Annotated in this window: 25 protein-coding genes; all 25 read left to right on the top strand. The window is 43.3% G+C overall.

Annotated features, from left to right (window positions below; genetic code table 11):
* Positions 1-13 precede the first annotated feature (13 nt).
* The 25 genes from G4417_RS06985 to G4417_RS06865 all read left to right on the top strand — a co-directional run bounded on the left by G4417_RS06985 (position 14) and on the right by G4417_RS06865 (position 26,240).
* Positions 14-1,105 (top strand): chitobiase/beta-hexosaminidase C-terminal domain-containing protein, encoded by a 1,092-nt coding sequence (locus tag G4417_RS06985; protein ID WP_173683104.1) that lies wholly within the window; start codon positions 14-16, stop codon positions 1,103-1,105.
* Positions 1,106-1,205: 100 nt separating this feature from the next.
* Complete coding sequence (rlmH, locus tag G4417_RS06980; RefSeq protein ID WP_173683103.1) at positions 1,206-1,685, top strand: 23S rRNA (pseudouridine(1915)-N(3))-methyltransferase RlmH; 480 nt, start codon at positions 1,206-1,208, stop codon at positions 1,683-1,685.
* Positions 1,686-1,794: 109 nt separating this feature from the next.
* Complete coding sequence (locus G4417_RS06975; RefSeq protein WP_173683102.1) at positions 1,795-2,331, top strand: DUF2284 domain-containing protein; 537 nt, start codon at positions 1,795-1,797, stop codon at positions 2,329-2,331.
* Between the two features lie 105 nt (positions 2,332-2,436).
* On the top strand, positions 2,437-2,721 hold the full coding sequence (locus G4417_RS06970; RefSeq protein ID WP_173683101.1) for a YabP/YqfC family sporulation protein: 285 nt from the start codon (positions 2,437-2,439) through the stop codon (positions 2,719-2,721).
* The gene (locus G4417_RS06965) at positions 2,718-3,914 is read left to right on the top strand and encodes a sporulation protein YqfD (RefSeq protein ID WP_173683100.1); all 1,197 of its coding nucleotides are present in this window, start codon (positions 2,718-2,720) and stop codon (positions 3,912-3,914) included. The genes G4417_RS06970 and G4417_RS06965 overlap by 4 nt, the downstream gene beginning before the upstream one ends.
* Before the next feature lie 153 nt (positions 3,915-4,067).
* Positions 4,068-5,078: a PhoH family protein gene (locus G4417_RS06960; protein ID WP_173683167.1), complete on the top strand. Its 1,011-nt coding sequence runs from the start codon at positions 4,068-4,070 to the stop codon at positions 5,076-5,078.
* Positions 5,075-5,569: an rRNA maturation RNase YbeY gene (gene ybeY, locus G4417_RS06955; protein ID WP_173683099.1), complete on the top strand. Its 495-nt coding sequence runs from the start codon at positions 5,075-5,077 to the stop codon at positions 5,567-5,569. The genes G4417_RS06960 and ybeY overlap by 4 nt, the downstream gene beginning before the upstream one ends.
* A 68-nt stretch (positions 5,570-5,637) precedes the next feature.
* On the top strand, positions 5,638-6,495 hold the full coding sequence (gene proB / locus G4417_RS06950; RefSeq protein ID WP_173683098.1) for a glutamate 5-kinase: 858 nt from the start codon (positions 5,638-5,640) through the stop codon (positions 6,493-6,495).
* Between the two features lie 52 nt (positions 6,496-6,547).
* Positions 6,548-6,769 carry a DUF896 domain-containing protein gene (locus G4417_RS06945; RefSeq protein WP_118568869.1) on the top strand — a complete coding sequence of 74 codons (222 nt, stop codon included), beginning with the start codon at positions 6,548-6,550 and terminating at the stop codon, positions 6,767-6,769.
* Complete coding sequence (locus G4417_RS06940; RefSeq protein ID WP_173683097.1) at positions 6,747-7,304, top strand: 5-formyltetrahydrofolate cyclo-ligase; 558 nt, start codon at positions 6,747-6,749, stop codon at positions 7,302-7,304. Before G4417_RS06945 ends, G4417_RS06940 begins: the two co-directional genes overlap by 23 nt.
* Positions 7,305-7,318: 14 nt before the next feature.
* Complete coding sequence (locus G4417_RS06935) at positions 7,319-8,569, top strand: glutamate-5-semialdehyde dehydrogenase (protein WP_173683096.1); 1,251 nt, start codon at positions 7,319-7,321, stop codon at positions 8,567-8,569.
* A gap of 103 nt (positions 8,570-8,672) precedes the next feature.
* Positions 8,673-10,805 carry an LPXTG cell wall anchor domain-containing protein gene (locus G4417_RS06930; protein WP_243872089.1) on the top strand — a complete coding sequence of 711 codons (2,133 nt, stop codon included), beginning with the start codon at positions 8,673-8,675 and terminating at the stop codon, positions 10,803-10,805.
* 150 nt (positions 10,806-10,955) lie between these two features.
* Complete coding sequence (locus G4417_RS06925) at positions 10,956-11,855, top strand: M14 family zinc carboxypeptidase (protein WP_173683094.1); 900 nt, start codon at positions 10,956-10,958, stop codon at positions 11,853-11,855.
* Positions 11,856-11,980: 125 nt separating this feature from the next.
* Positions 11,981-13,381 (top strand): tRNA (N6-isopentenyl adenosine(37)-C2)-methylthiotransferase MiaB, encoded by a 1,401-nt coding sequence (miaB, locus tag G4417_RS06920; RefSeq protein WP_330598208.1) that lies wholly within the window; start codon positions 11,981-11,983, stop codon positions 13,379-13,381.
* A gap of 121 nt (positions 13,382-13,502) precedes the next feature.
* Positions 13,503-14,822, top strand: coding sequence for an MATE family efflux transporter (locus G4417_RS06915; protein ID WP_173683165.1), 1,320 nt, complete (start codon positions 13,503-13,505; stop codon positions 14,820-14,822).
* 270 nt (positions 14,823-15,092) lie between these two features.
* On the top strand, positions 15,093-15,410 hold the full coding sequence (locus tag G4417_RS06910) for a metal-sensing transcriptional repressor (protein ID WP_173683093.1): 318 nt from the start codon (positions 15,093-15,095) through the stop codon (positions 15,408-15,410).
* 119 nt (positions 15,411-15,529) lie between these two features.
* On the top strand, positions 15,530-18,184 hold the full coding sequence (locus G4417_RS06905; RefSeq protein ID WP_173683092.1) for a heavy metal translocating P-type ATPase: 2,655 nt from the start codon (positions 15,530-15,532) through the stop codon (positions 18,182-18,184).
* 19 nt (positions 18,185-18,203) lie between these two features.
* Positions 18,204-19,259, top strand: a complete 1,056-nt coding sequence (gene rsmH / locus G4417_RS06900; protein ID WP_173683091.1) for a 16S rRNA (cytosine(1402)-N(4))-methyltransferase RsmH — start codon at positions 18,204-18,206, stop codon at positions 19,257-19,259.
* A 378-nt stretch (positions 19,260-19,637) separates the two neighbouring features.
* On the top strand, positions 19,638-20,186 hold the full coding sequence (locus tag G4417_RS06895) for an RNA polymerase sigma factor (protein WP_243268883.1): 549 nt from the start codon (positions 19,638-19,640) through the stop codon (positions 20,184-20,186).
* Positions 20,173-20,541, top strand: coding sequence for a DUF4179 domain-containing protein (locus tag G4417_RS06890; protein WP_173683090.1), 369 nt, complete (start codon positions 20,173-20,175; stop codon positions 20,539-20,541). Before G4417_RS06895 ends, G4417_RS06890 begins: the two co-directional genes overlap by 14 nt.
* Positions 20,519-21,151: a hypothetical protein gene (locus G4417_RS06885; protein ID WP_330598704.1), complete on the top strand. Its 633-nt coding sequence runs from the start codon at positions 20,519-20,521 to the stop codon at positions 21,149-21,151. The genes G4417_RS06890 and G4417_RS06885 overlap by 23 nt, the downstream gene beginning before the upstream one ends.
* A complete protein-coding gene (locus G4417_RS06880; RefSeq protein ID WP_173683088.1) occupies positions 21,148-21,771 on the top strand; it encodes a PrsW family glutamic-type intramembrane protease in 624 nt (207 codons plus the stop codon). Before G4417_RS06885 ends, G4417_RS06880 begins: the two co-directional genes overlap by 4 nt.
* A gap of 152 nt (positions 21,772-21,923) precedes the next feature.
* On the top strand, positions 21,924-22,244 hold the full coding sequence (locus G4417_RS06875) for a hypothetical protein (protein WP_243268884.1): 321 nt from the start codon (positions 21,924-21,926) through the stop codon (positions 22,242-22,244).
* A gap of 20 nt (positions 22,245-22,264) precedes the next feature.
* The gene (locus G4417_RS06870) at positions 22,265-25,567 is read left to right on the top strand and encodes a hypothetical protein (protein ID WP_173683086.1); all 3,303 of its coding nucleotides are present in this window, start codon (positions 22,265-22,267) and stop codon (positions 25,565-25,567) included.
* Positions 25,568-25,844: 277 nt separating this feature from the next.
* Positions 25,845-26,240: a serpin family protein gene (locus G4417_RS06865; protein WP_243268885.1), complete on the top strand. Its 396-nt coding sequence runs from the start codon at positions 25,845-25,847 to the stop codon at positions 26,238-26,240.
* The last annotated feature ends 74 nt before the right edge of the window (positions 26,241-26,314 follow it).

Below are 26,314 nucleotides of genomic sequence, written 5' to 3'. Positions count from 1 at the left end.
GTGAGGACTGTATATGAAATGTCCCAAATGTCATAAAGAGGTGGAGAAAGGTTCCCTGTATTGTCCCTATTGTCTTTCAGAGATACCCTGGGTGAGAGAATTTGACACAGTGGAAACTCTGATGAAAAAGAAACAGCAGAACCGTTCATCTGAAAAAAAACATAAATCGAAAATTATTAAATATTTCGGAAGGCGGAAGAGAAAAAAGCTGAAATTTAGCAAAAAGCAGCTTCTGTGTCTGTTTCTGTGTGCATTAATACTGACAGGTTTCTTTTGTTATTTGCAGTTAAATACTTTTTCAGCTTTGTATTCCAGAGCAAAAAAGCAATATAAACAGCAGAATTATGAAGAGGCACAGAGAATCGCGGAAGATGCCCTTGATAAAAATCCCGAAAACGAAGCTGCAAATCTTCTCCTGGCCAAAAGTATGGAGAAATCAGGTGATATCAGATCTGCCTTTCTTATTCTGCGTCCATTTGTACAGAACAAAACTGCGGGAGCAGAGATTTACAGAGAGTATGTGAAGCTTCTTACACAGGCAGGAAAGACTGAAGAGGTCAGGAGTGTCCTGAAATCTGCAGACATAGAAATACAGAATGCCTGTGCGGAATATATCTGCGAAACACCTGTGGCGAATCTTGAATCCGGAACTTATACTGTGGCACAAACCCTGGAACTGAAGGGAAACTGCTCAAAGATTTATTATACTGTGGATGGCACTACGCCTGACAGAGATAGTATGGTATATACAGGTCCTGTTATACTGGGTGAAGGAATGACCGAGATAAAGGCGTTTGGCGTAAATGATAAGGGCATTGAGAGTGATATTATCAGCAGAAAGTATGTGATTGTTTTAAGTACGCCGAAAGCACCCAGAGTAATACCCAAATCAGGAGATTATAATAAGCAGACAGAGATTAAGATTACTGTACCGGATGGATGTAAGGCATACTATGCTTTTGATTCCGAGCCGGATCTTAACAGTACTGTTTATGAACAGCCGATCTCCATGCCTGCCGGATATCACAAACTGAATGTGATTCTTGTTGCAGCAAACGGAAAGACAAGTAAAATGACTACCATGGAATATTATCTGCAATATTAACAGATATTGAGAAATGTCTTTGGTGATGCAGACGCCTTGCATAAGGGTGGATTGCTGAAACGGAATCGTTATATGAGAACAATGAAAAGGAAAATGAAGCATGGAAATCCGTATTATTACAGTTGGAAAGATCAAAGAAAAATATTTGTGTGACGGAATCGCAGAGTACGCCAAACGGCTGAGCAGATACTGCAGGCTGACTTTTTGCCAGGTGGCAGATGAGAAAACACCGGACAGGGCATCTGAAGCACTGAATACCCAGATCAAAGATACAGAAGGGGAACGACTGATGAAGCATATCCGGGAACAGGATTACGTGATCGCACTGGCGATTGACGGAAAGATGGTGGATTCGGTGGAACTTTCTCAAAAGATTGAGAAACTGGGCGTTTCCGGTGTCAGTTCCATTACTTTTGTAATCGGTGGTTCTCTGGGATTAAGTGATAAGGTTCTGAGGCGGGCGGATTATAAGCTGAGTTTTTCAAAGATGACTTTTCCGCATCAGCTAATGCAGATGATCCTTTTGGAACAGATATACAGAAGTTACCGCATTATGAATCATGAACCTTATCATAAATAAATGTCTGAACTGCCTCAAACGCATTATTTAACCGAATCAGGTAAGTCCTCAGCGGAGGCTGTGAATATCCACCTGACGGGAATTGACATAAGAAAGAAGATAAATATACATGAATACAGAAAAATTTGAAGAATTTATTTCCGGATATCCGATTTATGAATACCGTGTACTCGACACGAAGGATATTGGGATACAGGAACGTGTGCGTACCATATGTCGGGAGGAATGTGAGCGTTATGATTCTACCTGGGCCTGTCCTCCGGCAGTAGGAACCTTACAGGAATGTGAGAAAAAAATAAAAAGTTACCCTCAGGCTGTTTTCTTTTCCAGCGTGGCGGAAGTTTCGGATATTATGAATATGGAAGAAATGCTTTCAACAAGACGGGCACATGAGGACCTGACCACAGAGGTGGGGAAATATCTGAACAAAGAAGGATACGAAACATATATTTTATCTACGGAATCCTGTGATATTTGTGAGAAATGTGCATATAAAGAAGGAAAGCCCTGCCGTTATCCTGACCGGATGCATCCCTGTCTGGAGAGTCATGGAGTGGTGGTAAATGAGATTGTAGAGCGTGAGTCCATGGAATATAATCTGGGTGGCAATACAATTTTATGGTTTTCAATGGTACTGTTTCGTTAGCAGGATATTTTTGTGATAACAGGTCATCTGGCAATTTTATCCGGAATTGCCATAAATACAGTTCCTCCGGCATAGACTGATATTAAAAGCCGGAGGGATTTTTTTATGAAAAAAACAGAACGGTGGAAGGAGCAGATGGTATCTGCATTAGAGATTCCGGCTGATCTGGCGTATAGTGAAACGATTATTACCATGACGGGTTCCATGGAACTTCTGATTGAGAATTACAGATCTATTTCCAGATATACTCCTTCTGAAATAGTGGTTCTGTCTCTTCGGGGAAAGGTCACCGTCTGCGGAAAAAACCTGGAGATTCTCTGGTATACTTCCAGTGCGATGAAGATCAGGGGAGACATTTTCTCTGTCTGTCCGCAGAAATATATGAAATGAACAGGATTCTGGATCTGATATATGGTTATGTGGAGATTCTGGTGCAGGGAGAAAATCCGGAACGGTTTCTGAATCTCTGCAAAAACAGAAAAATATATATGGAAAAAATCCGTTACACAGATGATGATCGGCTTACTGCGCAGATAAGAGCGACTGATTTCCGACGGTTAGGACCGATCAGGAGAAAAACAGGTGTATATATCCGGATCATACAGAAACAGGGAATGCCATTCTTTTTTTTCAGAAACAGAAAAAGAAAGGCTTTTTTTGCAGGACTTCTGTTGGCTGGTGTGCTGATATTTGTGATGACAGGAAGAATCTGGAATATTCATATAGAAGGGAATGTCAGAAACAGTACGGAAACCATCCTTGATTTTCTGAAGGAACAGGGAGTATCCCATGGTATGTCAAAGAAAAAGGTGGATTGTTCTGAAATTGCAGCTTCTGTAAGACGAAAGTTTTCGCAGGTTACCTGGGTATCTGCCAGAATAGAAGGAACCCGGCTGCTCCTTGAGATCAGGGAGGGAATTTCCCGGAAAAATATAAAAGAAGACACGGCAGCCTGTGATCTGACAGCGGATAAAGCAGGCGTGATAACAGAAATGGTAGTCCGGTCGGGTGTACCGGTAAAAAAGCCTGGAGATATATGCAAAAAGGGGGATTTGCTTGTATCAGGTGAACTGCACATTATGAATGACAGCCAGGAGATCGTGCGGAAGGAATATGTGCATGCAGATGCGGATATTTACATTTCCAGGAAGATTTCGTATTATCAGGAATTTCCCATGAAATATCAGGCAGAAGAATCTGTGGGAAAGGTAAGAAAAGGGGTGTATCTCCGGTTTGGATGTTTTTATCTGGGACTTTACAGAACAGCAGGGCAGAATCAGTGGTGCATGATGGAAGAATATCCTCTGCGCATTACAGAGAACTTTGTACTTCCGGTATGGTTTGGAAAGACTAAAATGAGAGAGTACAGAAAGACTGAAAAATTGTATACTGAAAAAGAAGCAGTCCGGGAAGCAGGCAGGATATTCCGGATATATGAAAAAAAACTGCTTGAAAGCGGTACAAAAATAACAGAAAATCATGTAAGAACTGATATAACAGGACAGTCCTGTGTCACAAAAGGAACTCTGCAGATTGTACAAAAGGTGGGAAAAAACAGGGTGATACTGACGGAAAATGAATGATAACAGGAAAATATGTATTTAAAAAGTTGTGAGGAGGTGTTACAATAGACACATCTGGTCTTGCTGACCGGACGACAAAGCTGTTTTCTGGTTAAATGGCCGGATGACCATGGAGAAATACAGCAGACTATGAACAGGAAAGGACATCACAGGATGGCTGGTAACATTATTGAATTACACACAGAAGTGCCTGCAGATCTGGAATCAAATGTATTCGGACAGTTTGACGAGCATCTTAAACTGATCGAAAGAACGCTGAATGTAACGGTGATATCCAGAGATGGGATCCTTAAGATACTTGGAGGAGAACAGGGAGCATCTTCTGCGAAGAAATTAATAGAAGAGCTTGTAGTTCTTGCAAAGAGAGGCAATACCATTACAAAGCAGAATGTAAATTATGCTCTTTCGCTTGCAATGGAACAGAGAAATGAAGTTCTCTCAGAGATAGATAAAGATTTTATATGTAACACGATACAGGGCAGGCCCATAAAACCTAAAACTCTCGGACAGAAAGAATACGTGGAACAGATCCGTAAGAAGATGATCGTATTTGGAGTAGGACCTGCAGGTACAGGTAAGACGTATCTGGCCATGGCAATGGCTGTGACGGCATTCCGCAATGAGGAGGTAAGCAGGATTATCCTGACACGTCCTGCAATTGAAGCAGGGGAGAAGCTTGGATTTCTTCCGGGAGATCTTCAGAGTAAGGTTGATCCTTATCTGAGACCGCTTTATGATGCACTGTATCAGATCATGGGAGCAGACAGCTTCGCAAAGAACATGGAACGTGGTCTGATCGAGGTGGCTCCTCTGGCATACATGCGTGGACGTACACTGGATAATGCGTTTATCATTCTTGATGAGGCGCAGAATACCACTCCCGCACAGATGAAGATGTTTCTGACGCGTATCGGATTTGGATCAAAAGTTATTATCACAGGAGATGCTTCTCAGAAAGACCTTCCACGAGATGCCACATCCGGACTTGATGTGGCAATGAAAGTACTGAAGAAAATAGATGATATTGGTTTCTGCCAGCTTACCAGCAAGGATGTTGTCCGTCATCCTCTGGTACAGCAGATCGTACAGGCTTATGATGCTTATGAAAAGAAACAGAAGCCTGAAAGACCGGTAAGACGCAGAAGCGGAGGGAATGAACGATGAATATGCAGATTGATTATGAAACAGAGCGTGAACTGGGAATCGATTATGAAACTCTGGCTGTTAAAGTCGCAGATAAAGTTCTTGAGATGGAGAATTGCCCTTATGATGCGCAGGTAAATCTGGTGCTTACAGATAATGAAGAAATCGAGAGAGTCAATACAGAATTTCGCGATATCGCAAGACCTACAGATGTTTTATCCTTCCCTATGATCCCTTTTGAGACACCTGCGGGATATGACATTGTGGAAGAAGATGAATCTTATTTTGACCTGGATACAGATGAGCTTCTTCTGGGAGATATTATGATTTCGGTGGACAAGGTGTTTGCACAGGCCGAGGAATATGGGCACAGTGTGACAAGAGAATTTTGTTTCCTGGTTGCGCACAGTATGCTGCATCTGCTCGGATATGATCATATGACACCTGAGGAAGCAGCAGTTATGGAAGCTAAACAGGCAAAAGCACTGGATGAACTTGGGATCACCCGCTGATTCGTAATTGTGAAAATATTATAGCATGGACAGTTACGAAAAATATATTTATACGGAGTAATAGAAAGATGAATTACCGGGAAAGACTTAAAGATAAAAAACGAATTGTAATTAAAATCGGTTCTTCTTCCCTGACCCATTCTGAGACAGGAAGACTGAATCTTCGCAAGCTGGAAGTACTGGCAAGAGAACTCAGCGACCTGCGCAATCAGGGAAAGGATGTTATACTGGTTTCTTCAGGAGCGGTAGCAACAGGAGTTGCGGCACTTGGACTGGAGGAGAAACCGACAGAATTGAAGAGAAAACAGGCATGTGCGGCAGTTGGACAGGCAAGACTGATGATGATCTATCAGAAACTTTTCTCTGAATATAATCAGCCTTCTGCGCAGATTCTGATGACCAAGAATACTATGGTGAATAACATCAACAGAAAGAATGCACAGAACACCTTTAATGAACTGCTCGGTCTGGGAGTGATTCCTATTGTAAATGAGAATGACTCCATTTCTACATATGAGCTTCAGAATTTGGAGAAGTTCGGAGATAATGATACATTATCAGCAGTGGTTGCCGCTCTTGTACAGGCAGATCTTCTGATCCTGTTATCAGATATTGACGGACTTTTTACAGACGATCCAAACACCAATCCTGATGCAAAGTTTATTGATGTAGTAGAGAGTCTGGATGATGAACTGCTCGATATGGGAAAAGGTACTTCCGGAAGCAAGGTAGGGACAGGCGGAATGGCTACGAAACTGACTGCTGCCCAGATCGCATCTGCCACAGGAGTAGATATGGTGATCGCAAACGGATCTGATTTTCATGTGATCCATAAAATCACAGAAGGGCGTAACTACGGTACCTTGTTTGTCAGCCAGCCCAAGGAGGAAGTCTATCTGATCGATATCATTGACAGACTGTTGTGATGGCAGAAATTTACTGATACTGCCCCGAAAGAAGAGAACAGGAGGAAACATTATGGAAGTTGAAAAAATTGACCGTATTAATGCACTTGCACATAAGGCCAAAAGTGTAGGGCTTACTGAAGAAGAGAAAAAAGAGAGAGAACTGCTGCGCAAAGAATATATCGCATCTGTTCGTATGAACCTCCGTGCTCAGCTGGACAATATGGATGTTCAGCAGGAAGACGGAACAATCATTAATCTGGGTGAGAGATATGGAATCAAAAAAAGACATTAGAAAGAAAATTTTTGCAGAGAGAAAGCTGCGCACAGATGAACAGATCAGGGCAATGAGTCTTGCGATTACTGACAGAGTGACCGCACTTCCTGCGTTCAAAAATGCCGGCCGCATTCTGGTATATGCAGATTACAATCATGAGGTTGTCACAGAGTATCTTATAAAAGAAGCATGGAAAGTCGGTAAGGAGGTTGCGGTTCCTAAGGTTGTGGGAAAAGATATGATATTTTATAAACTGACAGACTTTTCTCAGTTGGAACCCGGATATTTTGGGATTCCCGAACCGGCGTCGGGAGAAATCGTTGACTGGCCAAAGGCTCTTATGATCATGCCAGGGGTGGCTTTTGACAGAGCAAACCACAGAGTTGGATACGGCGGAGGCTTCTATGACCGTTATCTCGAGAAACATCCGCAGCTTGAGAGAGTTGCCATTGCATTTTCTTTTCAGATATTGCCAGAGGTTCCCACAGAACCTACTGATATCTGCCCGCAGATCATAGTGACAGAAGAGGAGATATGCTATCTTACTGACTGAAAGGGGAACTGGACATGAACGAAATGCTGAATCGCCTTGGCATGAATGCAAAGGCAGCCGAAACGGAAATGAGAAATCTTTCCACAAACAAAAAGAATGAAGTGCTTCTTGCAGTAGCAGACAGACTGGTAAGAGATGCGCAGACACTGATCAGTGCCAATGCACTGGATGTAGAAGCAGGAAAACGAAACCATATGCCTGAAGGACTGATCGACAGACTTATGCTTACTAAGAGCAGGATTGAGGGAATGGCAGAGGGATTACGTCAGGTAGCGGCTCTGGATGATCCTGTCGGAGAGATATTGGGGATGAAGAAGCGTCCAAACGGACTGCTGATCGGACAGAAAAGAGTACCTCTTGGCGTTATTGGGATTATTTATGAAGCAAGACCAAACGTAACCGCAGATGCATTTGCTTTGTGCTTTAAGACCGGTAATGTGGTTATCCTGAAAGGCGGAAGTGATGCGATCCATTCCAATGAAGCGATTGTAAACTGCATCAGAGAAACTCTGAAAGAATATGATGTGGAGGAGAATGCAATCCAGCTGATTTCCGATACATCCAGAGAAACAGCAGCAGAATTTATGAAAATGAATCAGTATGTGGATGTACTTATCCCACGGGGCGGCAGAGGACTGATCAAAGCTGTGGTAGAACAGAGTACGATTCCTGTTATTGAGACAGGTACAGGTAACTGTCATATATATGTGGATGAAACCGCTGATCTGCAGATGGCGGCAGATATTATCATGAATGCCAAGACTCAGAGAGTAGGTGTCTGCAATGCCTGCGAATCTGTTCTTGTACATAAGGATGTGAAAGATGCCCTTCTTCCTGTTCTCGCGAAACGTCTTCAGGAGAAACATGTAGAGATCCGCGCAGATCAGGCTGCTTATGAACTGATTCCTGGAGCTGTACATGCAACAGAGGAGGACTGGGGAAAAGAATATCTGGACTATATACTTTCTGTCAAAGTGGTTTCTTCTGTTGAGGAAGCGATTGCACATATCAATAAATATAATACGAAGCATTCGGAAGCAATCATTACCAACAATTATGAACATTCACAGAAATTTCTGGAAGAGGTGGATGCAGCCGCTGTTTATGTGAATGCATCTACCAGATTTACAGATGGGTTTGAATTCGGCTTTGGGGCGGAAATCGGTATCAGTACACAGAAACTGCATGCCAGAGGCCCGATGGGACTGCTGGCTCTGACCACAACAAAGTATATTATTTATGGAAACGGACAAGTTCGCCCGTAAATTTGATTTTTTCTGAGAGATGTGCTATACTGCTCTCAGATTTTGGATTACTGGCTGTGCCAGCAGCAAACTTGATTAGAACTCATCCATGGGAGGATATAAAATGAGGAAAAAACAGCTTTTTGCATTATTAATGGCAGGTGCATTATCTGTGGGTATGGCACCGACAGCCGCATTTGCGGCAGAAGATACCGCAGTTGAGGAAACTTCAGGAGAACTTGAAACAACAGATACAGAAACACCTGCGGAAGATACTGCAATGGAACCTGCCGGAGAAACACCTGCAGAAGAACCTTCAGAGACACCTGCAGCAGAAGAACCGGCTTCAGAGGAGCCTGCCGGAGAATCACCTGAAGCAGAGCCCACAGAGGCACCTGCAGCAGAGAAAACAGATGGGGCAGCTATTGTAGTCGGAGAAAACACTTATGGAACACTTGCAGAAGCATTTGCAGCAATTGCTGACAGTGCAGATATGAGTGGAACACCTGACTATATCAAAGTAAAAGGTGATATTGAGATCAATGCTTCCATTGATGTTCCGGCTAATAAGAATATTATGCTTGTTGCAGCAGAGGATACCACTATCAAACGTGCGGCAGGATTTACAGGCAGTATGTTTACTGTAAGCGGCGGCTCTCTGCAGATGGCCGGAGGTTCTGTAACTGATGCAAATGGAACTGCTTTAGGATCCGGCAGTTTAACTGTTGACGGATCCGGCGATGGCGTTACCGGTTCTGTCGTGGAAGTATCAGGCGGCAACTATGCGCTGACCGACGGGGCAACTCTTACAGGAAATAACACAACAGGAGATGGTGCTGCAATCAATAATGCAGCAGGTGCAAATGTGTATATTCTGGGAGGTACAATTACCGGAAATACTACAACAGGCAATGGCGGTGCGATCAATAACGCAGCAGGTGCAAACGTATATCTTCAGGGCGGCACGATCACAGCAAACTCTGCTGCAGCAGGCGGTGCCATTTACAGTGAAGGAACTGTAAATATCAAAGGAACAGTAAGTGTTACCGGAAATACAGTTACCAATTCTTTCCCGGAGGCTACAAGCAACCTTGTACTTGACAAAGAAGGTGTGATCAATGTAACCGGTGCTGTTACAGATTCTGCGATCGGAGTTGCTGTTCAGGAAGCAGAAGCAGGCCGAACTGTAGTAAAACTGGACGATAATGTTACTGATGTGAAGCTGGCAGATGTTCTTTCTCAGATTACATATGAGGGAGACTCCAGCCTGAAACTTGGCGAGGATGGAAAACTGTCCGGCACAGCAGAACCGAGTGCTACACCGACTCCTGCGGAAGCGAAGCTCAAAGTTACAGGAAAAGAATGCAAGTGGTCCGGAAACAGTACTGTTAAAATTAAATTTCAGTCTAATGTAAAAGGTACTTATTATATCGACTGGGTAAAACGTGGTGAGAAGGCACCGACAATCGATACTTCTATGGTGGGAGCTCCGATTGATGCTGATACCAATGTGACAGCAAAGGTAACAGATCTCCCTGATTATGATGTTGATATTTATGTATGTGTAGTAAGTGATAAGGATAAGAGTAATTATGGTTCTGTAATGTTCCAGCCTGAGTCAAAAGAACGTCCTGTTACACCTACACCGTCTCATACTGCGGTTGTACCGAATGTAAATGAGAGCGTTGTACAGGGATTTGAGAATGCTCTTGTATTCTATCCAAATACATTCTATGATTTCAAGGTAATTGGAGCAGGTACACAGAACAGTAACCCTGGTGAGGGAGATGTAAGATGGGTTCCGGCAGGATGGAGCATGTCTTCTAATCCGTCATCCTGGAATACATCCTGGAAGATTGGCGCAAAGAGTGGTATTTATACAGATACAGAGAAAGCGTATACAATCTATATCAGATATGACAAACAGGTATACAGCGGTAATGACTGGCAGAGCACAGATGCTTCTGAAGTTCTGTCCTATCAGTTCAAGGCAGCACCTCTGTCACCGACAGCAACCACAACACCGGGAGCAAACGGTACAAGTGGTGACGGAACAGGTTCAGGTGATGGAACTACAACAGACGGAGGAACTACAGATGTAACTCCGACAACCTATGCAGACGGAACAAATGGAACAGCGAGATCAGCGGTATCCACAGGTGACGAATCACCGATCGGAACAATGCTGGCTCTGGCAGCAGCTTCTGTTCTGGCAGGTGGTTATGTACTTATCAGAAGACGTAAAAAAGAAATGTAATCTGACAGATAAAACGTATCCAAATAATATAATTCAGATTTTTTAAAGAGACAGGTCTTATGGCCTGTCTCTTTTCATATATATAAATGAGATACCTTTTGACTCTGATATCATAAGGTGAAAAAACAGGAAAAAAGGAGGATACGATGTATGTCAGCAGAAAAGATGGGAACTTATGAAAAAATATATTTCGCAATGTGGGAAATGGGACAGAGGTATGGAAATTTTGTTCAATTCAGAGTGATAGGGAGAAGCCATGATGACAGAATGATCCCAATGCTGGAAATCGGAAGAGGAGATGCCTGTATTTTTTGTCTGAGCGGAGTGGAGAGCGGAGATGGAAAACTTCCGGAATATCTTTTGTCGATTGCAAAAGAATATTGTAAGTCTTATGAAAACAACTGGATCATCGGAGACAGTTATGAAGTCCGAAAACTTCTTGACAGGGTTCGTATCTGTGTGATACCGATGCTGAATCCGGACAGCTATGAGATATGTGAGTATGGATATGGTGCCATACACAATCCTATACACAGACAGATGCTGAAAATGCAGGACAAACCTGTAGAAGAATACGAATGTAATGCCAGGGGGATTGATCTGCGCAGAAATTTTCCCACACATTATTATCAGCGGAAGAAAATGAATCAGGAACCGGCCAGTGAAAATGAGACTCGTTCCCTGATCAGTATTTTTCAGGAGTATTCAAGTCTTGGCCTTCTTACGTTCAGCTATTCCAGAGGAAAGATTATTTACTGCAGACAGGAAAAAGGCTTTGCCTATAATCAGAGAAATTACAGACTTGCAAGGCATTTACAGAAGTGTTCCGGCTATCGTCTGGAAAAAGGAATTGCAGGTGGTACAAAAGTCAGGAAATCCGGGGACAAACCTGATATGGGTTCTCCGGAACAGTTTTATGCGGAAGTAATCCGCCAGCCTTCTCTGGCAATTGAGATTCCGGAATACCGTAAAGACGATACGGAAGAACTGGGTCTGATCCCACTTGAATATCTCTATTCTTTAAACAGTGGTATACTGGCAAATGCATAGTGCTATACGTTTAAAGAGAAAAAACGTTGTAAAAATAAAGATTAGCGTTTGACATAAAGCCATAGATTCTGTATGATAAAAAGAGTGCCCCGAAATGTTGTAAACAGAAAGATGAGGAATCAATAGTGAATAATAATACACAAGAAAGTAAAATACAGTTAGAATATATCAACAAATGTACAGAGCTTGTGAAGGGAAAATATGAGAAAGAGCCAGCTTTCTTTATTCAGAATGCAGGCTGCCAGATGAATTCCCTGCAGACGGAGACAGTAGCTGGTATCGTGAAACGTATGGGCTATAATGAAGTATCCAGAGAAGAAGACGCAGATGTTGTAATCTATAATACCTGCACAGTCCGGGAGAATGCGAACCTGAAGATTTATGGCCATCTGGGACATTTAAAGAGTATCAAGAAAAAGAAGCCGGATCTGAAAATCGTTTTATTCGGCTGCATGATGCAGGAGCCCGAAGTAATTGAGAAAATCCACAAGGAGTACTCTTTTGTGGATCTGGTTTTTGGTACCCATAACTTCCATAAGTTTCCGGAGCTTTTCTACAGAAGCTTAAATACAGAAGGACAGATCATCGATGTCTGGAAGGAATCTGATGAGATTGTAGAGGGTATGCCTGCTGACCGTAAATATTCCTTTAAGACGGGTGTCAATATTATGTTTGGCTGCAATAATTTCTGCAGCTACTGTATTGTGCCGTATGTAAGAGGAAGAGAAAAGAGCCGCGAACCGGAAGCAATCATAGAAGAAATCAAAGGACTGGTAGCTGACGGTGTAACGGAAGTTATGCTTCTGGGACAAAATGTTAATTCCTATGGCAAGACACTGGAACATCCGGTTACTTTTGCACAGCTTCTGAGACAGGTGGAAGCAATTGAGGGATTAAAGAGAATCCGTTTTATGACTTCCCATCCTAAGGATCTGTCTGATGAGCTGATCCGGACAATGGCAGAGAGCAAGAAAGTGTGCCATCACCTTCACCTTCCCATGCAGTCCGGAAGCAGCCGAATCTTAAAGATCATGAACCGCCGTTATGACAAAGAAAAGTATCTGGAGCTTGTAGACAAGATCCGTAATGCCGTACCGGATATTTCCCTTACTACAGATATCATTGTAGGTTTTCCGGGAGAAACGGAAGAGGATTTCCAGGATACTCTGGACGTTGTGGAAAAATGCGATTTTGATTCTGCGTTTACCTTTATTTATTCCAAAAGAAGCGGCACACCTGCTGCCAAAATGGAGAATCAGGTACCTGAGGATGTGGTAAAAGACCGTTTTGACCGTCTTCTGGCTCTGGTTCAGGAAAAAGGCCGAAAGGCTTCTTCCCGTTTCGAGGGAACTGTTCAGGAGATCCTTGTAGAGGAAGAAAGCAGAGAAAAAGGTATCTTTACAGGAAGAACAGAATATAACCTTCTGGTCCATTTCCCGGGATGTCAGGATCTGATCGGTAAATATGTAAAAGTAAAACTGGATACCTGCAAGGGATTCTATTATTTCGGAAGCCTTGCAGAATAAAAATATTGAAAAATACTAACTGTTTACGAACAGTAATATAAAGGACTTCTACAGAAGCCCATATCAATTTGGATATAAAGGGTGGAAGATAAAAGTGAAACAAAATAAATACGAAATAGATATGTGTAACGGAACCATCATGGACAAGCTGATTTCCTTTTCACTGCCGCTGATGCTGTCCGGAATCCTGCAGCTGATGTTTAATGCTGTGGATATCATAGTGGTGGGAAGATTTAGCGGAAGTCAGGCACTTGCAGCCGTAGGCTCAACCACAGCACTGATCAATGTGTTTACCAATCTGTTTATTGGTATCTCACTTGGTGCGAATGTACTTGCTGCCCGGTTCTATGCGGCAGGAAAAGACCGGGAAATGTCAGATACCGTTCATACGGCTGTAACTCTTGCACTGGTAAGCGGTATCGTCATGGCATTTATGGGACTGATTTTTTCCAGATGGGCTCTGGAACTGATGGGTACCCCGGATGATGTGATCGGACAGTCTGCACTGTATATGAAAATCTATTTTCTGGGTATGCCGTTTTTTATGCTTTATAATTATGGAGCTGCGATTCTGCGGGCTGTAGGAGATACGAAACGTCCACTGATCTTTCTGGTTATTTCCGGTGTTGTAAATGCAGTACTGAATCTGATCCTCGTGATCATGTTTCATATGGATGTGGCGGGCGTAGCCATTGCTACTGTGATCTCCCAGTTAATTTCCTGCATTCTGGTACTTAGATGTCTGCGTACATCAAAAACCAGCTACCAGCTTCATTTTGGAAAATTAAGGATCAATACTGTTTATTTAAAACAGATTTTCCAGGTTGGGATTCCGGCCGGGATCCAGAGCACAGTCATTAATCTGTCAAATGCTCTGCTTCAGTCCTCGGTTAACTCCTTTGGATCGACCGCCATGGCAGGGTATACGGCGGCCAATAATATTTTCGGTTTTCTGTATGTGGCGGTGAACTCTGTCACACAGGCATGTATGAGCTTTACCAGTCAGAACTATGGTGTGCATAAATTTAAACGTATGGATAAGGTTCTGGTCGACTGTCTTATTATTTCCGTAGTTACCTCCTTTTTCCTTGGATGCGGTGCATATTTCTTCGGTTCTGAGATCCTTAAGATTTATACTGCCGATCCGGAAGTGATCCGCTGCGGACTGGAAATCCTGTCTTACACTACCGTACCTTATTTTCTCTGCGGGATTATGGATCTGTTTCCGGGTGCCCTGCGTGGAATGGGACATTCCGGCGTTCCAATGATCCTGTCAGTGATTGGAACAGTAGGAACCAGGATCGTATGGATCTTTGGAATATTCCCACATCACAGATCACTGGCTGTTCTGTTTATTTCCTATCCTGCATCCTGGATGCTGACGATCATTATGCAGGTCATCTGTTTCTATTTCGTCAGAAGAAAAGTGCATAGAGTATAGGTCTTTGAGCTTTTGCGAAAAATAATTACCGGCAGAATATTACCGGCGGTTATTTTCTGTGAGAGCTCTTTTTTGTATTACTGCTGCTTACTCTGTTCACGGTAATCTTTTTGTTTCCGATATGAAAAAACAGTATTGACAAATACCCCATAAGGGTATATAGTGACTACTGTAAAGATACCCCGTAAGGGTATTTTGAAATCGTTATATGTTTCAGAAATTTATATAAAACAGAGCTTATTTATAAAAATCAGAAGGAGGATTTCCCCTATGGCAGATACACAGGAGAAAAAAGTCTGTCCCTGTTGCACAAAACACACAATGCGTTCTGAGGAGGAGAGAAAGAAGCTGATCAATCGTCTTAAACGTGTGGAAGGACAAATCCGAGGGATTATCGGTATGCTGGAGAATGACGCATACTGCAATGATATCCTGATTCAGTCCGCAGCAGTTAACGCAGCAGTGAATGCATTTAACAAAGAGCTGCTTGCCAGCCACATCCGCAACTGTGTGGCAAGAGATATCCGCGAGGGCAAAGATGAGACGATCGATGAGCTGGTGTCTACTTTGCAGAAACTGATGAAGTGAAAGCTGTGTGTTCAGACTGTTATAGCATCAGAGTACAGCAGAATAAAGATCCGGAAACTGCAAAGCAGCAGAGCAGTGGATATCAGGTAATAGACAACAAGTCGTAAGGAGGAATAGAAATGGAACAATACAATGTAACCGGAATGAGCTGTGCGGCCTGCAGCAGCAGAGTGGAGAAGGCCGTATCCAGGGTTCCGGGTGTGACATCCTGTTCGGTCAGTCTGCTGACCAATTCCATGGGAGTAGAGGGAACTGCCGGTGCAGGTGCGATCATCAAGGCAGTACAGGATGCAGGTTATGGAGCATCCTTAAAGGGGACATCCGGAGAACAGATATCTGCTTCTGCGGCAGAGGAGGCACTGGAAGACCATGAAACACCGGCACTGAAACGAAGGCTGATCGCATCTGTAGGCTTTTTGCTTGTGCTGATGTATTTTTCCATGGGACATATGATGTGGGGCTGGCCTCTTCCGGCATGGTTTAATGATAATCATATTGCCATGGGACTGGTGCAGCTTCTTCTCGCCGGAATCATAATGGTCATTAACCAGAAATTTTTTATCAGCGGCTTTAAGAGTCTGTGGCATCGTGCACCAAATATGGATACCCTTGTAGCACTTGGTTCCATGGCATCCTTTTTGTGGAGTGTTTATGTACTTTTTGCAATGACAAGGGCACAGGTGGACGGAGATTCTGCAGCAGTTATGAATTACATGATGGAGTTCTATTTTGAATCTGCAGCCATGATCCTTACCCTGATCACAGTTGGAAAAATGCTGGAAGCACGTTCTAAGGGAAAGACAACGGATGCACTGAAAGGTCTGATGAAGCTGGCACCTAAGACAGCAGTTGTTGTCCGGGATGGACAGGAAGCTACAGTGCCCATCGAACAGGTCCGAAAAGGTGATGTTTTTGTGGTACGTCCCGGTGAGAACATTCCGGTGGACGGAGTGGTCCTTGAGGGAAACAGTGCTGTCAATGAGGCGGCACTTACAGGGGAGAGTATTCCTGTTGACAAGAATCCGGGAGATGCAGTCTCTGCTGCAACCGTAAACCAGTCCGGATTTATCAGATGCGAAGCTACCAGGGTAGGCGAGGACACTACTCTTTCCCAGATTATTAAGATGGTCAGTGATGCAGCTGCAACAAAAGCTCCTATTGCCAAAATCGCAGACAGGGTTTCCGGAGTTTTTGTCCCGGCAGTTATCAGTATTGCGGTTGTCACCACCATTGTCTGGCTGCTGGCAGGAAAAGAGTTCGGATATGCACTTGCCAGAGGTATTTCTGTTCTGGTCATCAGCTGTCCCTGTGCCCTTGGGCTTGCCACACCGGTTGCCATTATGGTAGGAAACGGAATGGGGGCCAAAAACGGAATCCTGTTTAAAACAGCAGTATCCCTGGAGGAAGCAGGTAAGATCCAGATCGTTGCATTAGATAAAACAGGAACCATCACAAAAGGTGAACCGCAGGTGACAGATATGGTTCCTGCAAAGGGAATCTCAAAGGAAGAGCTTTTAGGCTATGCCTATGCACTTGAGAAGAAGAGTGAACATCCTCTTGCAAAAGCTATTATTGCCAGAGCAGAGGAGAAAAAAATTGTCTTACAGAAGGTTTCTGATTTTCAGGCTCTTCCTGGAAACGGACTTCGTGCAGTAGTAAATCATGAGATGGTTACAGGCGGAAATATGAAATTTATCAGCAATGAAACCTCTGTATCACCGGAACTGATGAAGCAGGCAGAAAAACTTGCAGGAGAAGGAAAAACACCACTTCTTTTTGCGAAAGGCGGGAAGCTTCTCGGCATGATCGCAGTGGCAGATGTTATAAAAGAAGACAGCCCTCAGGCAATAAAAGAACTGCAGAATATGGGAATCCGGGTAGTAATGCTTACCGGTGATAATGAACGCACAGCAAAAGCGATCGGAGCACAGGCAGGAGTGGACGATGTAATTGCAGGTGTTCTTCCGGATGGCAAGGAAAGTGTGATCCGTTCTCTGAAGGAACAGGGAAAGGTTGCCATGGTGGGAGACGGAATCAATGATGCACCTGCACTTACCAGGGCAGACATCGGAATCGCGATCGGTGCAGGAACAGATGTTGCCATTGATGCGGCAGATGTGGTATTAATGAAGAGCCGGCTCAGTGATGTACCTGCTGCCATACGTTTAAGCCGGGCGACACTGAGAAATATCCATGAGAATCTTTTCTGGGCATTCTTCTACAATGTGATCGGTATTCCACTGGCAGCCGGTGTATGGATCCCGATTTTCGGATGGACACTGAACCCCATGTTTGGTGCAGCTGCCATGAGTCTTTCCAGTTTCTGTGTGGTAACCAATGCACTGAGATTGAATCTCTTTAAGGTACATGATGCTTCCAGAGACAAAAAAATAAAACAGAATGTGACAGAAACCCATTATATTTCAGATAATGCAAAAATGAAAAATGTAACAGAAAACAGAAGTCTGAAAGCAGAGAATACAGATTTTTGCAACAGTGAAATTCATGATCCAAAAGATCAGGAAAATATAAAAGAAAACAAGGAGAATAAAGAAATGACAACAATCACAGTAAACGTAACAGGAATGATGTGTGGACATTGTGAAGCACATGTGACAAAGGCAGTAAAAGAGGCATTTGGAGTGGAAGATGTAGTTTCCTCCCATGAAAAGGGAACCACAGTAATCCATGCTTCGGAGAAACTGGACGAGGATAAGATCCGCGAAGTAATCAAAGAAGCCGGCTATGAAGTAACCGGTATTACACAGGAATAAAAAACAAAAAGGGGATTTTATGGAAAACCAGAATCAGACACCACATAAAAGACGTGTCCGTTATAAAGGAAAATATCCGAAGAAATTTGAAGAGAAATACAAGGAATTACAGCCTGAGAAATATAAAGATACCATTGAACATGTGATTCAGAAAGGAAATACCCCGGCGGGAATGCATATCTCCATTATGGTTAAGGAAATCCTTGATTTTCTTAATATCCAGCCGGGAGAAACCGGATTTGATGCCACATTGGGCTATGGCGGCCATACGAAAGCGATGCTTCAGTGCCTGAATGGCAAGGGCCATATTTATGCGACAGATGTAGACCCTGAGGAATCTGCCAAAACAAAGAAACGTCTGGCAGAGCAGGGATTCGGGGAAGAATTGCTGACAGTAAAGCTTCAGAACTTCTGCACCATTGATGAGATTGCCAAAGAGGTTGGAGGATTTGACTTTATTCTGGCAGATCTCGGCGTTTCCTCCATGCAGATTGATAATCCCAAAAGAGGTTTCTCATTTAAAACAGACGGACCTCTGGATCTGCGCCTGAATCAGGAAACCGGCATCAGTGCAGCCCGGCGTCTGGATACCATTTCCAGAGAAGAGCTTGCGGGAATGCTCTATGAAAATTCCGATGAACCATACTGTGAGGAACTCGCCAAAGCCATTACCGATGAGATCCACAGGGGAAATCATATTGATACTACCACAAAACTGCGTCAGGTAATCGAAAAAACTCTTGATTTTCTTCCTGAAAAGGAAAAGAAAGAGACAATTAAGAAGACCTGCCAGCGAACATTCCAGGCATTGCGTATTGATGTCAACCATGAGTTCGAAGTACTGTATGAATTTATGGAGAAGCTTCCGGATGCTTTGCGTCCGGGCGGACGTGTGGCAATCCTTACCTTTCATTCCGGTGAGGACAAGCTGGTAAAGAAAGCTCTTAAGGCAGGATACAAAGAGGGAATCTACTCTGACTATGCAAAAGATGTGATCCGCCCCTCAGCCAAAGAGTGCACACAGAACCCAAGAGCCCGTTCCACAAAGATGCGCTGGGCTATAAAGGCTGAATAAAGTTCTAATAAATGTTTGTGAATTACTCGGTAACTGAGAGTTACCAGAGCATCTGAAAAAAGGCGGGATACCGCCTTTTTTCAGGGTGCATCCATGACGCCACTACTGTTTGCTCTTTAGAGCTATACAGCTGCTTTTATTATTTCCGGTGTTTTCAGTCCGGTTACGGACAGTTCTTTTGCACTGTCCACTGTAAGAAATCAGATAACACAGGAAAGTATACAAAGTTGCATTATTTTGTAGAATTGCTATGAACTATGAACAATTGACGTATTTTGTAAACAAAAGTATACTATGCTTATTAAAAGAACGAAGGAAAGAAGCCAGGAGATTACACCTGACAACAGAGGAGTAATATAGGGAAAGGAATTGAACGGTATGGCTACTGATGAAGAGCTTTATGGGCAATATCTGAGCGGTGACGAGACAGGACTTGAACTATTGATAAAAAAATACGGCGACCCATTGACCTTATACATCGATGGTTATCTGCATGACGTCCATGAAGCGGAGGACTTAATGATGGAAACCTTTTCCTGGCTGTTTACGAAAAAGCCCCGCATCCGGGATGGATGTTTTAAGGCTTATCTCTATAAAGCAGCGAGGCACATGGCTTTACGCCGCAAAAGCAGACGGCGGATTATCTTCAGTCTTGACGACCTGACCAGAGAACCGGAGGCGCAGACACTGGTGGAGGAGATCGTCCGCACAAAAGAACGGAATCAGATCCTGCATCTCTGCATGGACGAGTTAAATCCAGATTATCGGGAAGCTCTTTATCTGACCTATTTTGAGGGTATGAGCTACCAACAGGCTGCTAAGGTCATGGGGAAAAGCGTGAAGCAGATCACAAATATGGTGTACCGGGGGAAAGCGCGTTTACGCGGATTATTGCAACGGGAGGGTATTACAGATGTTGAAAAATGAGGAACGGATTGCTGAAGTAAAACGGCGTATTGGGGAAAAAGAACGACAGCAGAGACTGCGGCACAGACGGATTGTCTCCGCATTCTGCATAGCGGCATGCCTTGCAGTAATCGTTGGGGTTTCCTTTGTTATGCCAGGTATTGTCGGACAGATTACGCCCGGTACTTCTTCTGGCTTTGAAACGGCAGCAACAATTTTAGGCGGCGGTACTGCGCTGGGATATATGGTGATCGGACTGCTGGCTTTTATTCTCGGCGTTTGCGTGACTATTCTGTGCTTCCGCATCCGCCAGCTGAACAAAGAGGAGCAGACAGAGGAACAAAAGGGGGACAATGGAGATGGAGCTGATCAGTAATCTTTTTCAATTCGCTGTTACCCTGTTGGGCTTTTGTATGAGTGGTATTCGGTATCTGAAAGGTCGAAAACAGACATATTTCCTGCTGACCTGCTTTTACGGCTGCTTTGCCCTTGGCTCTCTTTACTGGACGCTGTATCTGCTTCTGTTTTCTGAAACACCGCAGGTCTTTTATGTGTCAGAGTTTGGCTGGGTAGCCAGCGTGATTTTCCTTTATCTTCTGCAATACACCCTTTCTTCTTCCGGGGAAAGAAGATTTTCGACAGGAAAAGCCCTGATTGCCCCTTTGATCGGCGTTCCGCTTTGTGTATTTTACTGTACTTTTGGGGATGTTCTCTCCAATCTGCTCTGGTGTGGCATGATGATCGTTGTTTCTTATCATTCTATCCGGGGTCTTGCTTATGCGCAGATACAGACGGGAACAGCGTGTAAGATGCGGTATTTCCACATTGGGGTACTGTGCTATGTGGCGGTGGAGTATGTCCTTTGGATCTCCGGCTGCCTGTGGCCGGGCTATTCCATTTCCGCTCCCTATTGCTGGTTTGATCTTCTGCTTACAGGCTGCCTGTTTGCACTGCTGCCAGCCACAGGAAAGGCGGTGCAGGTATGACATATATTGAAAACGTATTTCTTTGCATGGCCTCGCCCCTGCTGATCGCTGCTCTGTGTATGGGAAAGCGGCAGAGAAAATTCTTTCTGTTCTGCTTTGCCGGGATGGGTGTCTGTCTACTTTCCGCATACATCAACACCTTTTTCGCTGCACTTTATAAAGCGGACACCTTTGCAGCTACCACAGAGATCGCCCCGGTGGTGGAAGAAGTGATGAAACTTCTGCCATTGCTCTTTTATCTGCTGATATTTGAGCCGAAAGCGGAGCAGATCAAAAATGCTGCCGTGATCACAGCCCTTTCCTTTGCCACATTTGAAAACATCTGCTATCTAATCCAAAACGGAGCCGGCCATATTTCTTTTATTTTCTTCCGGGGTATTGGGACAGGAGCCATGCATGTGATCTGTGGGGCCATTGTCGGCGGTGGGCTTGCATATGTGTGGCAGAGAATATGGCTGAAGATTGCCGGAACCTGCGGTCTGCTGGGAGCAGCAATCACCTTTCACGCAATTTATAATCTTCTGATCGCCTATGGCGGTGCAGCACAGTATATTGCTTATCTGCTGCCTGTACTGATTCTGGCAGCGGGAAAACTGATCTTCCGCAGTTCAATACAATAATATAACCTGATTTTTCTCTTTTGGGAGCTGTTTCGGCAGCTCTCAAATTTTTTTAAAAAAATTTGATTTTCAGGTGAGAGTTTTTCGCTTTTTTTGTACCTATATAAGTGAAAGACTTTTTAGGACTTTTTTGTGAAAGGAGGATGGAAGGCATGTATGATACAGAAAAGCGTATCGAATTGGTAAAAAAACGAATGCATGAATACCACCGCCGCCAGGAGTGGCGCACAGTCTGCCGGCTGTCTGTTCTGTGTACCCTGTTGTTCCTGTCTCTCGTGGGAACAATGGGGATAATGCAAAGCCAGCCAATAGACATCACGGGAATGTACGGCACAATTCTGCTGCATGAAGACGCAGGCGGTTATGTGTTGTTGGCTGTCATTTCCTTTACTGTGGCAGTCGTGATTACCGCATTATGTATCAAATTCAGAAAAAAAGGACAAAAGAGTCAAGACGCAGAAGATCATGTATAAAGAAAGGAAAGGTGGAAAGCATGAGGAAAAAGTTATTAGCCGGGATTCTGGCACTTGCATTGTGTTCTACAAATATGCCCCCCCAGACCATATTTGCGGAAGAATTTACTTCCGGAAATCAGGATGTAGTGTCTGAGGAAGAAACTCCGGAGATTTTTACCAATGAGGAGCTGGAAGCGGCAGGAGAGACAGATGAGGAACTGTCTGTATTCAGTTCAGACGAGGTTCCAGAATTTAACGATGCCCCCGATGAGGCAATGGCTGCTGCGGAAAATGAACAAGCTGGAGAAATTGTTGATTTAGCTGATAACGATAAGGTTACGAAAGGAGTTTATACTATAAAGTCGGCAGGAAATCACAAATTCACATGTAGACAGGAAACAGGAAATAGAATTGTGGTTGATGGAAGCAATATTTTGGCGGGAGCCAATATCAACATTTATCTTAATAACGTAAATATCAATACATTTGCTGGTCCGGCACTGCAAATAAGGGGAAATGTGGAGGCTGCAGTCACTATCCATTTAACAGGCACAAATAATCTTATAACGAAGTATACATATTCTGCCGGTTTACAGAAAGATAACGAAGCTCCGCTTATAATAAAAACCAATGATTCAGACACTACTGCAGGAATCTTAAATGCTCGTAGTATCGATGGGGATGGCGCTGGAATTGGTGGCGGCTATTACGGCTCCGGCTCTTGCAGTAATATTATTATTGATAGTTGTTCTGTAATTGCTAGTTCTAAGTATGGTGCTGGAATTGGTGGCAGCAAGCAACACGCTGGCAGTAATATTACCATTAATAGTAGTTCTGTAATTGCTAGTTCTACGGATGGTGCCGGAATTGGTGGCGGCGGTTACGGCGCTGGCAGTGGCAGTAATATTACCATTAATAGTAGTTCTGTAACTGCTAGTTCTACGAATGGTGACGGAATTGGTGGCGGCTATGAATATGGAGGTTCTTACAAAAATATTACCATTAATGGCGGCTCGGTAAAAGCCTCTTCTGTATCCGGTTCCCCAACAAACAAAGGGAAAGAGGTTTACTGTTGTACTATTGAAAATCCCGAAAATGCGAACGTAACAATCAAAACTGGAACAGGTTCTAGTGTATGGAATGGGAAGCCTGTAAACCATTCCTCTCTCGACCCTGATGACACTAATCTGTATGTTTGGCTGCCCAAGTTCGAAGGCAATTCTACAAACAGCTATTATAGTATTATACTTAACCCAGAAAACGGTTCAGAATCTCGAATACGGAATTATTCATTCGACACCGTTACCAACACATTTAAAGCTGCTCAAGTTGTTAATGATTTTATATTTAAGTCCCCTGTAAATCCTATTTACGATGGTCAGCCTAAAGAAGCCTCATTAGAGTTTAAATTTAAACCTACACACGAAAATGACAGAACAATCTTATTGAAATATTATAAAGGTAAATACGAAAATATCAAAGATAACATTGATACAATCGAACCGCTCCAAGGTGCTCCTGTAAATGCAGGCACATATACCGTAAAGGCTGAGATAGGGGAAAGTAAATCCTATTTTGAACATAAAGGATTAGTAAGTTCAGAATGGACATTTACTATAAAAAAAGCTTCTGTAGCACCAGGAGTAGATTTTAATAAAACTTCTATATCCGTTCTATGGTCCTGTAAAAAGATCAGCGACATTACCAACCCTTTTCCGGCTGACTGGAAATGGGATAACGATGTTAATCCTGATCAGGAATTACAAGTTGGAAAACCCATTACAGCTACCGCAATTTACAATGGCGACGATAAGGGGAATTACGAAAAAGAATCTATTACTTACACAATCACCAGAAGTCAATGCACGCACGAACACACCGCCGGACGTTATTACTCCTCTCCATCCTGTACTTCCAGCGGATATAGCGGAGATACCTACTGCACAGACTGTAATGAAACACTTTCCTATGGTTATACCATTTCCGCATACGGCCATGACTATGACAACGGCGTTATCACTACAGAACCAACTACAGAAACTGACGGAATCATAACTTACACCTGTAAACGATGCAGACATCAGGATACAAAAAATCTCGGAAAACTTGGTGACGGGGAACCTTACATTGAGGGAAGTTTCCAGAAGAAAAGCTGGGATACTGTTAATGATCTGATCAAGACATCCAAAGAAAAAGATACCATCTCCATTATCATGAATGGTGCCAGGACACTTCCTGTTTCCGTTTTATCCGGGATAAAAGGAAAAGATATTTCCCTGAATCTTGATATGGAGAATGGTTTCATCTGGAAGATTAACGGTACTTCCATTACAGCAGAAACACCTGCAGATACTGATCTTTCTGTTACAAACACAGCAGAATATATCCCGGCAGCATTATACAGCCTGATTTACACAAACCAGAATGATTTCGGTTTCCATCTTGGAAGAAACGGAACTTTTGATTTTCCGGCTGTGCTTTCTGTAAAAGCAGATGCCTCCTGTGCAGGACTTATGGCAAATCTGTTCTGGTATGATGTTGAGAATGGGGTTCTGCAGTGTATCCAGACTGTAACTGTAGGCGGTGCATTTGAGGATAGCATTCCATATGCTGACTTTACCCTTTCCAAAGGACAGGATTATTTCATAGCATTTGGTACAGAATCCCTCAATGGCAGAGTTATTCACACAGACGGAAGTATCACAGATGAAAACGGTGCATACCTGCGACCTGCCGACACCAAGATTTCCAGCTACTCCATTGACAGAAATAAATTAACTGTCAAACTTTCCAAAGGATGTGCAGGTGCTCAGGGTTATGACTTCGTGATCAGCAAGAAATCAAACATGCTTCAGACCGGAAAGTTCAGCAAAAAAGTTTCCTCAACCGGAAAGCCACAGGCATCTTTCAGATATCTGGCAAAAGGTACCTGGTATGTGGCAGCCCGAAGCTGGGTTCTGGATGCACGGGGCAATAAGGTCTATGGTTCCTGGACAAAAATCAAGAAGATCAAGATCACTGTTGTCACACCACAGCAGCCAAAGATCAAGAATATTACTGTAGAAGGAAACACTGTGACTGTTACTTACACAAAATGCAAAAATGCCACAGGTTATGAAATCCTGCTGAGAAACAAATACAAAACCTCCGCAGGTGAGAAATATCCTGTAAAAAAACATCTGAAACGTACAGAAGGCAAAAATACCGTAACTGTAACCTTTACAAACGTAAAGAAAGGCAACTGGTATGTGACAGTACGTTCCTGGAATAGAACCTCCAAGAACAAGTCCAGAGTTTACAGTCCATATTCCACAATGAAGAAATTCAAGACAAAGAAATAGCTTCTCTTTCTTAAATGTTACAGTGAAATGATAAAACATGATATCATCTGAATATATAAAAGCAGGGCAGAAACAGTTTTAATGCTGTTTCGCCCTGCTTTTGTCTGATTTCAATGGGAATTCCCTGTAAAAAAAGGAGATTAACTGTGATATTACTTAAGCAAGAGTAAAATACGTTCCTGTTGTCCTGTTTTTTCATTAACTACATCAGCACAGATTACAAAACCGAAAGAAAAATATGTTAAACTAAAGAAAATGCCAGAGGAGGAAATGCCTTATGATAAGAAAACAACTCTTAATCGGAATACTGGCAGCTATGACTGTCGCACTGCCAACTGTCGGCATATATGCCGGTTCCGCAGAAGCCAGTGAAATCCAAAGCAGCAATGAAGACACGGTGTCCGGTAATAAAGGAGCCAGTATCGACAAAGCCGTGACATTACAGAATTCCGTAAAAATGACAGACCAAATCTCTGCGGCAGTCAATGGAGAAAATATTATGTTCAGTCCCACAAGCCTTAATTTTGCGCTGGGCATGATCGCAGAAGGTGCAAAAGGAGAGACAAAAGAAGTTCTATGTAATTACCTGGGAACCGATGATTTTGCATCTTATGCAAAGGAATATCTGAACAAGAGTGACATGCTCTCGCCACTTAAATCTTACAGATTTTGAAGCGGGAGCTTCCTGCTCAATTGCCCTTCAGGGCAAAGCTAAAACAGGCTATCCCCGCGTGTCCCGCGGTTCTT

It is taken from the genome of Blautia wexlerae (genome assembly GCF_013300825.1).
GTDB lineage: Bacteria > Bacillota > Clostridia > Lachnospirales > Lachnospiraceae > Blautia_A > Blautia_A wexlerae_B.
Note: the sequence above shows the minus strand (reverse complement) of the source record. Positions and strands in the feature narration are given on the sequence as shown.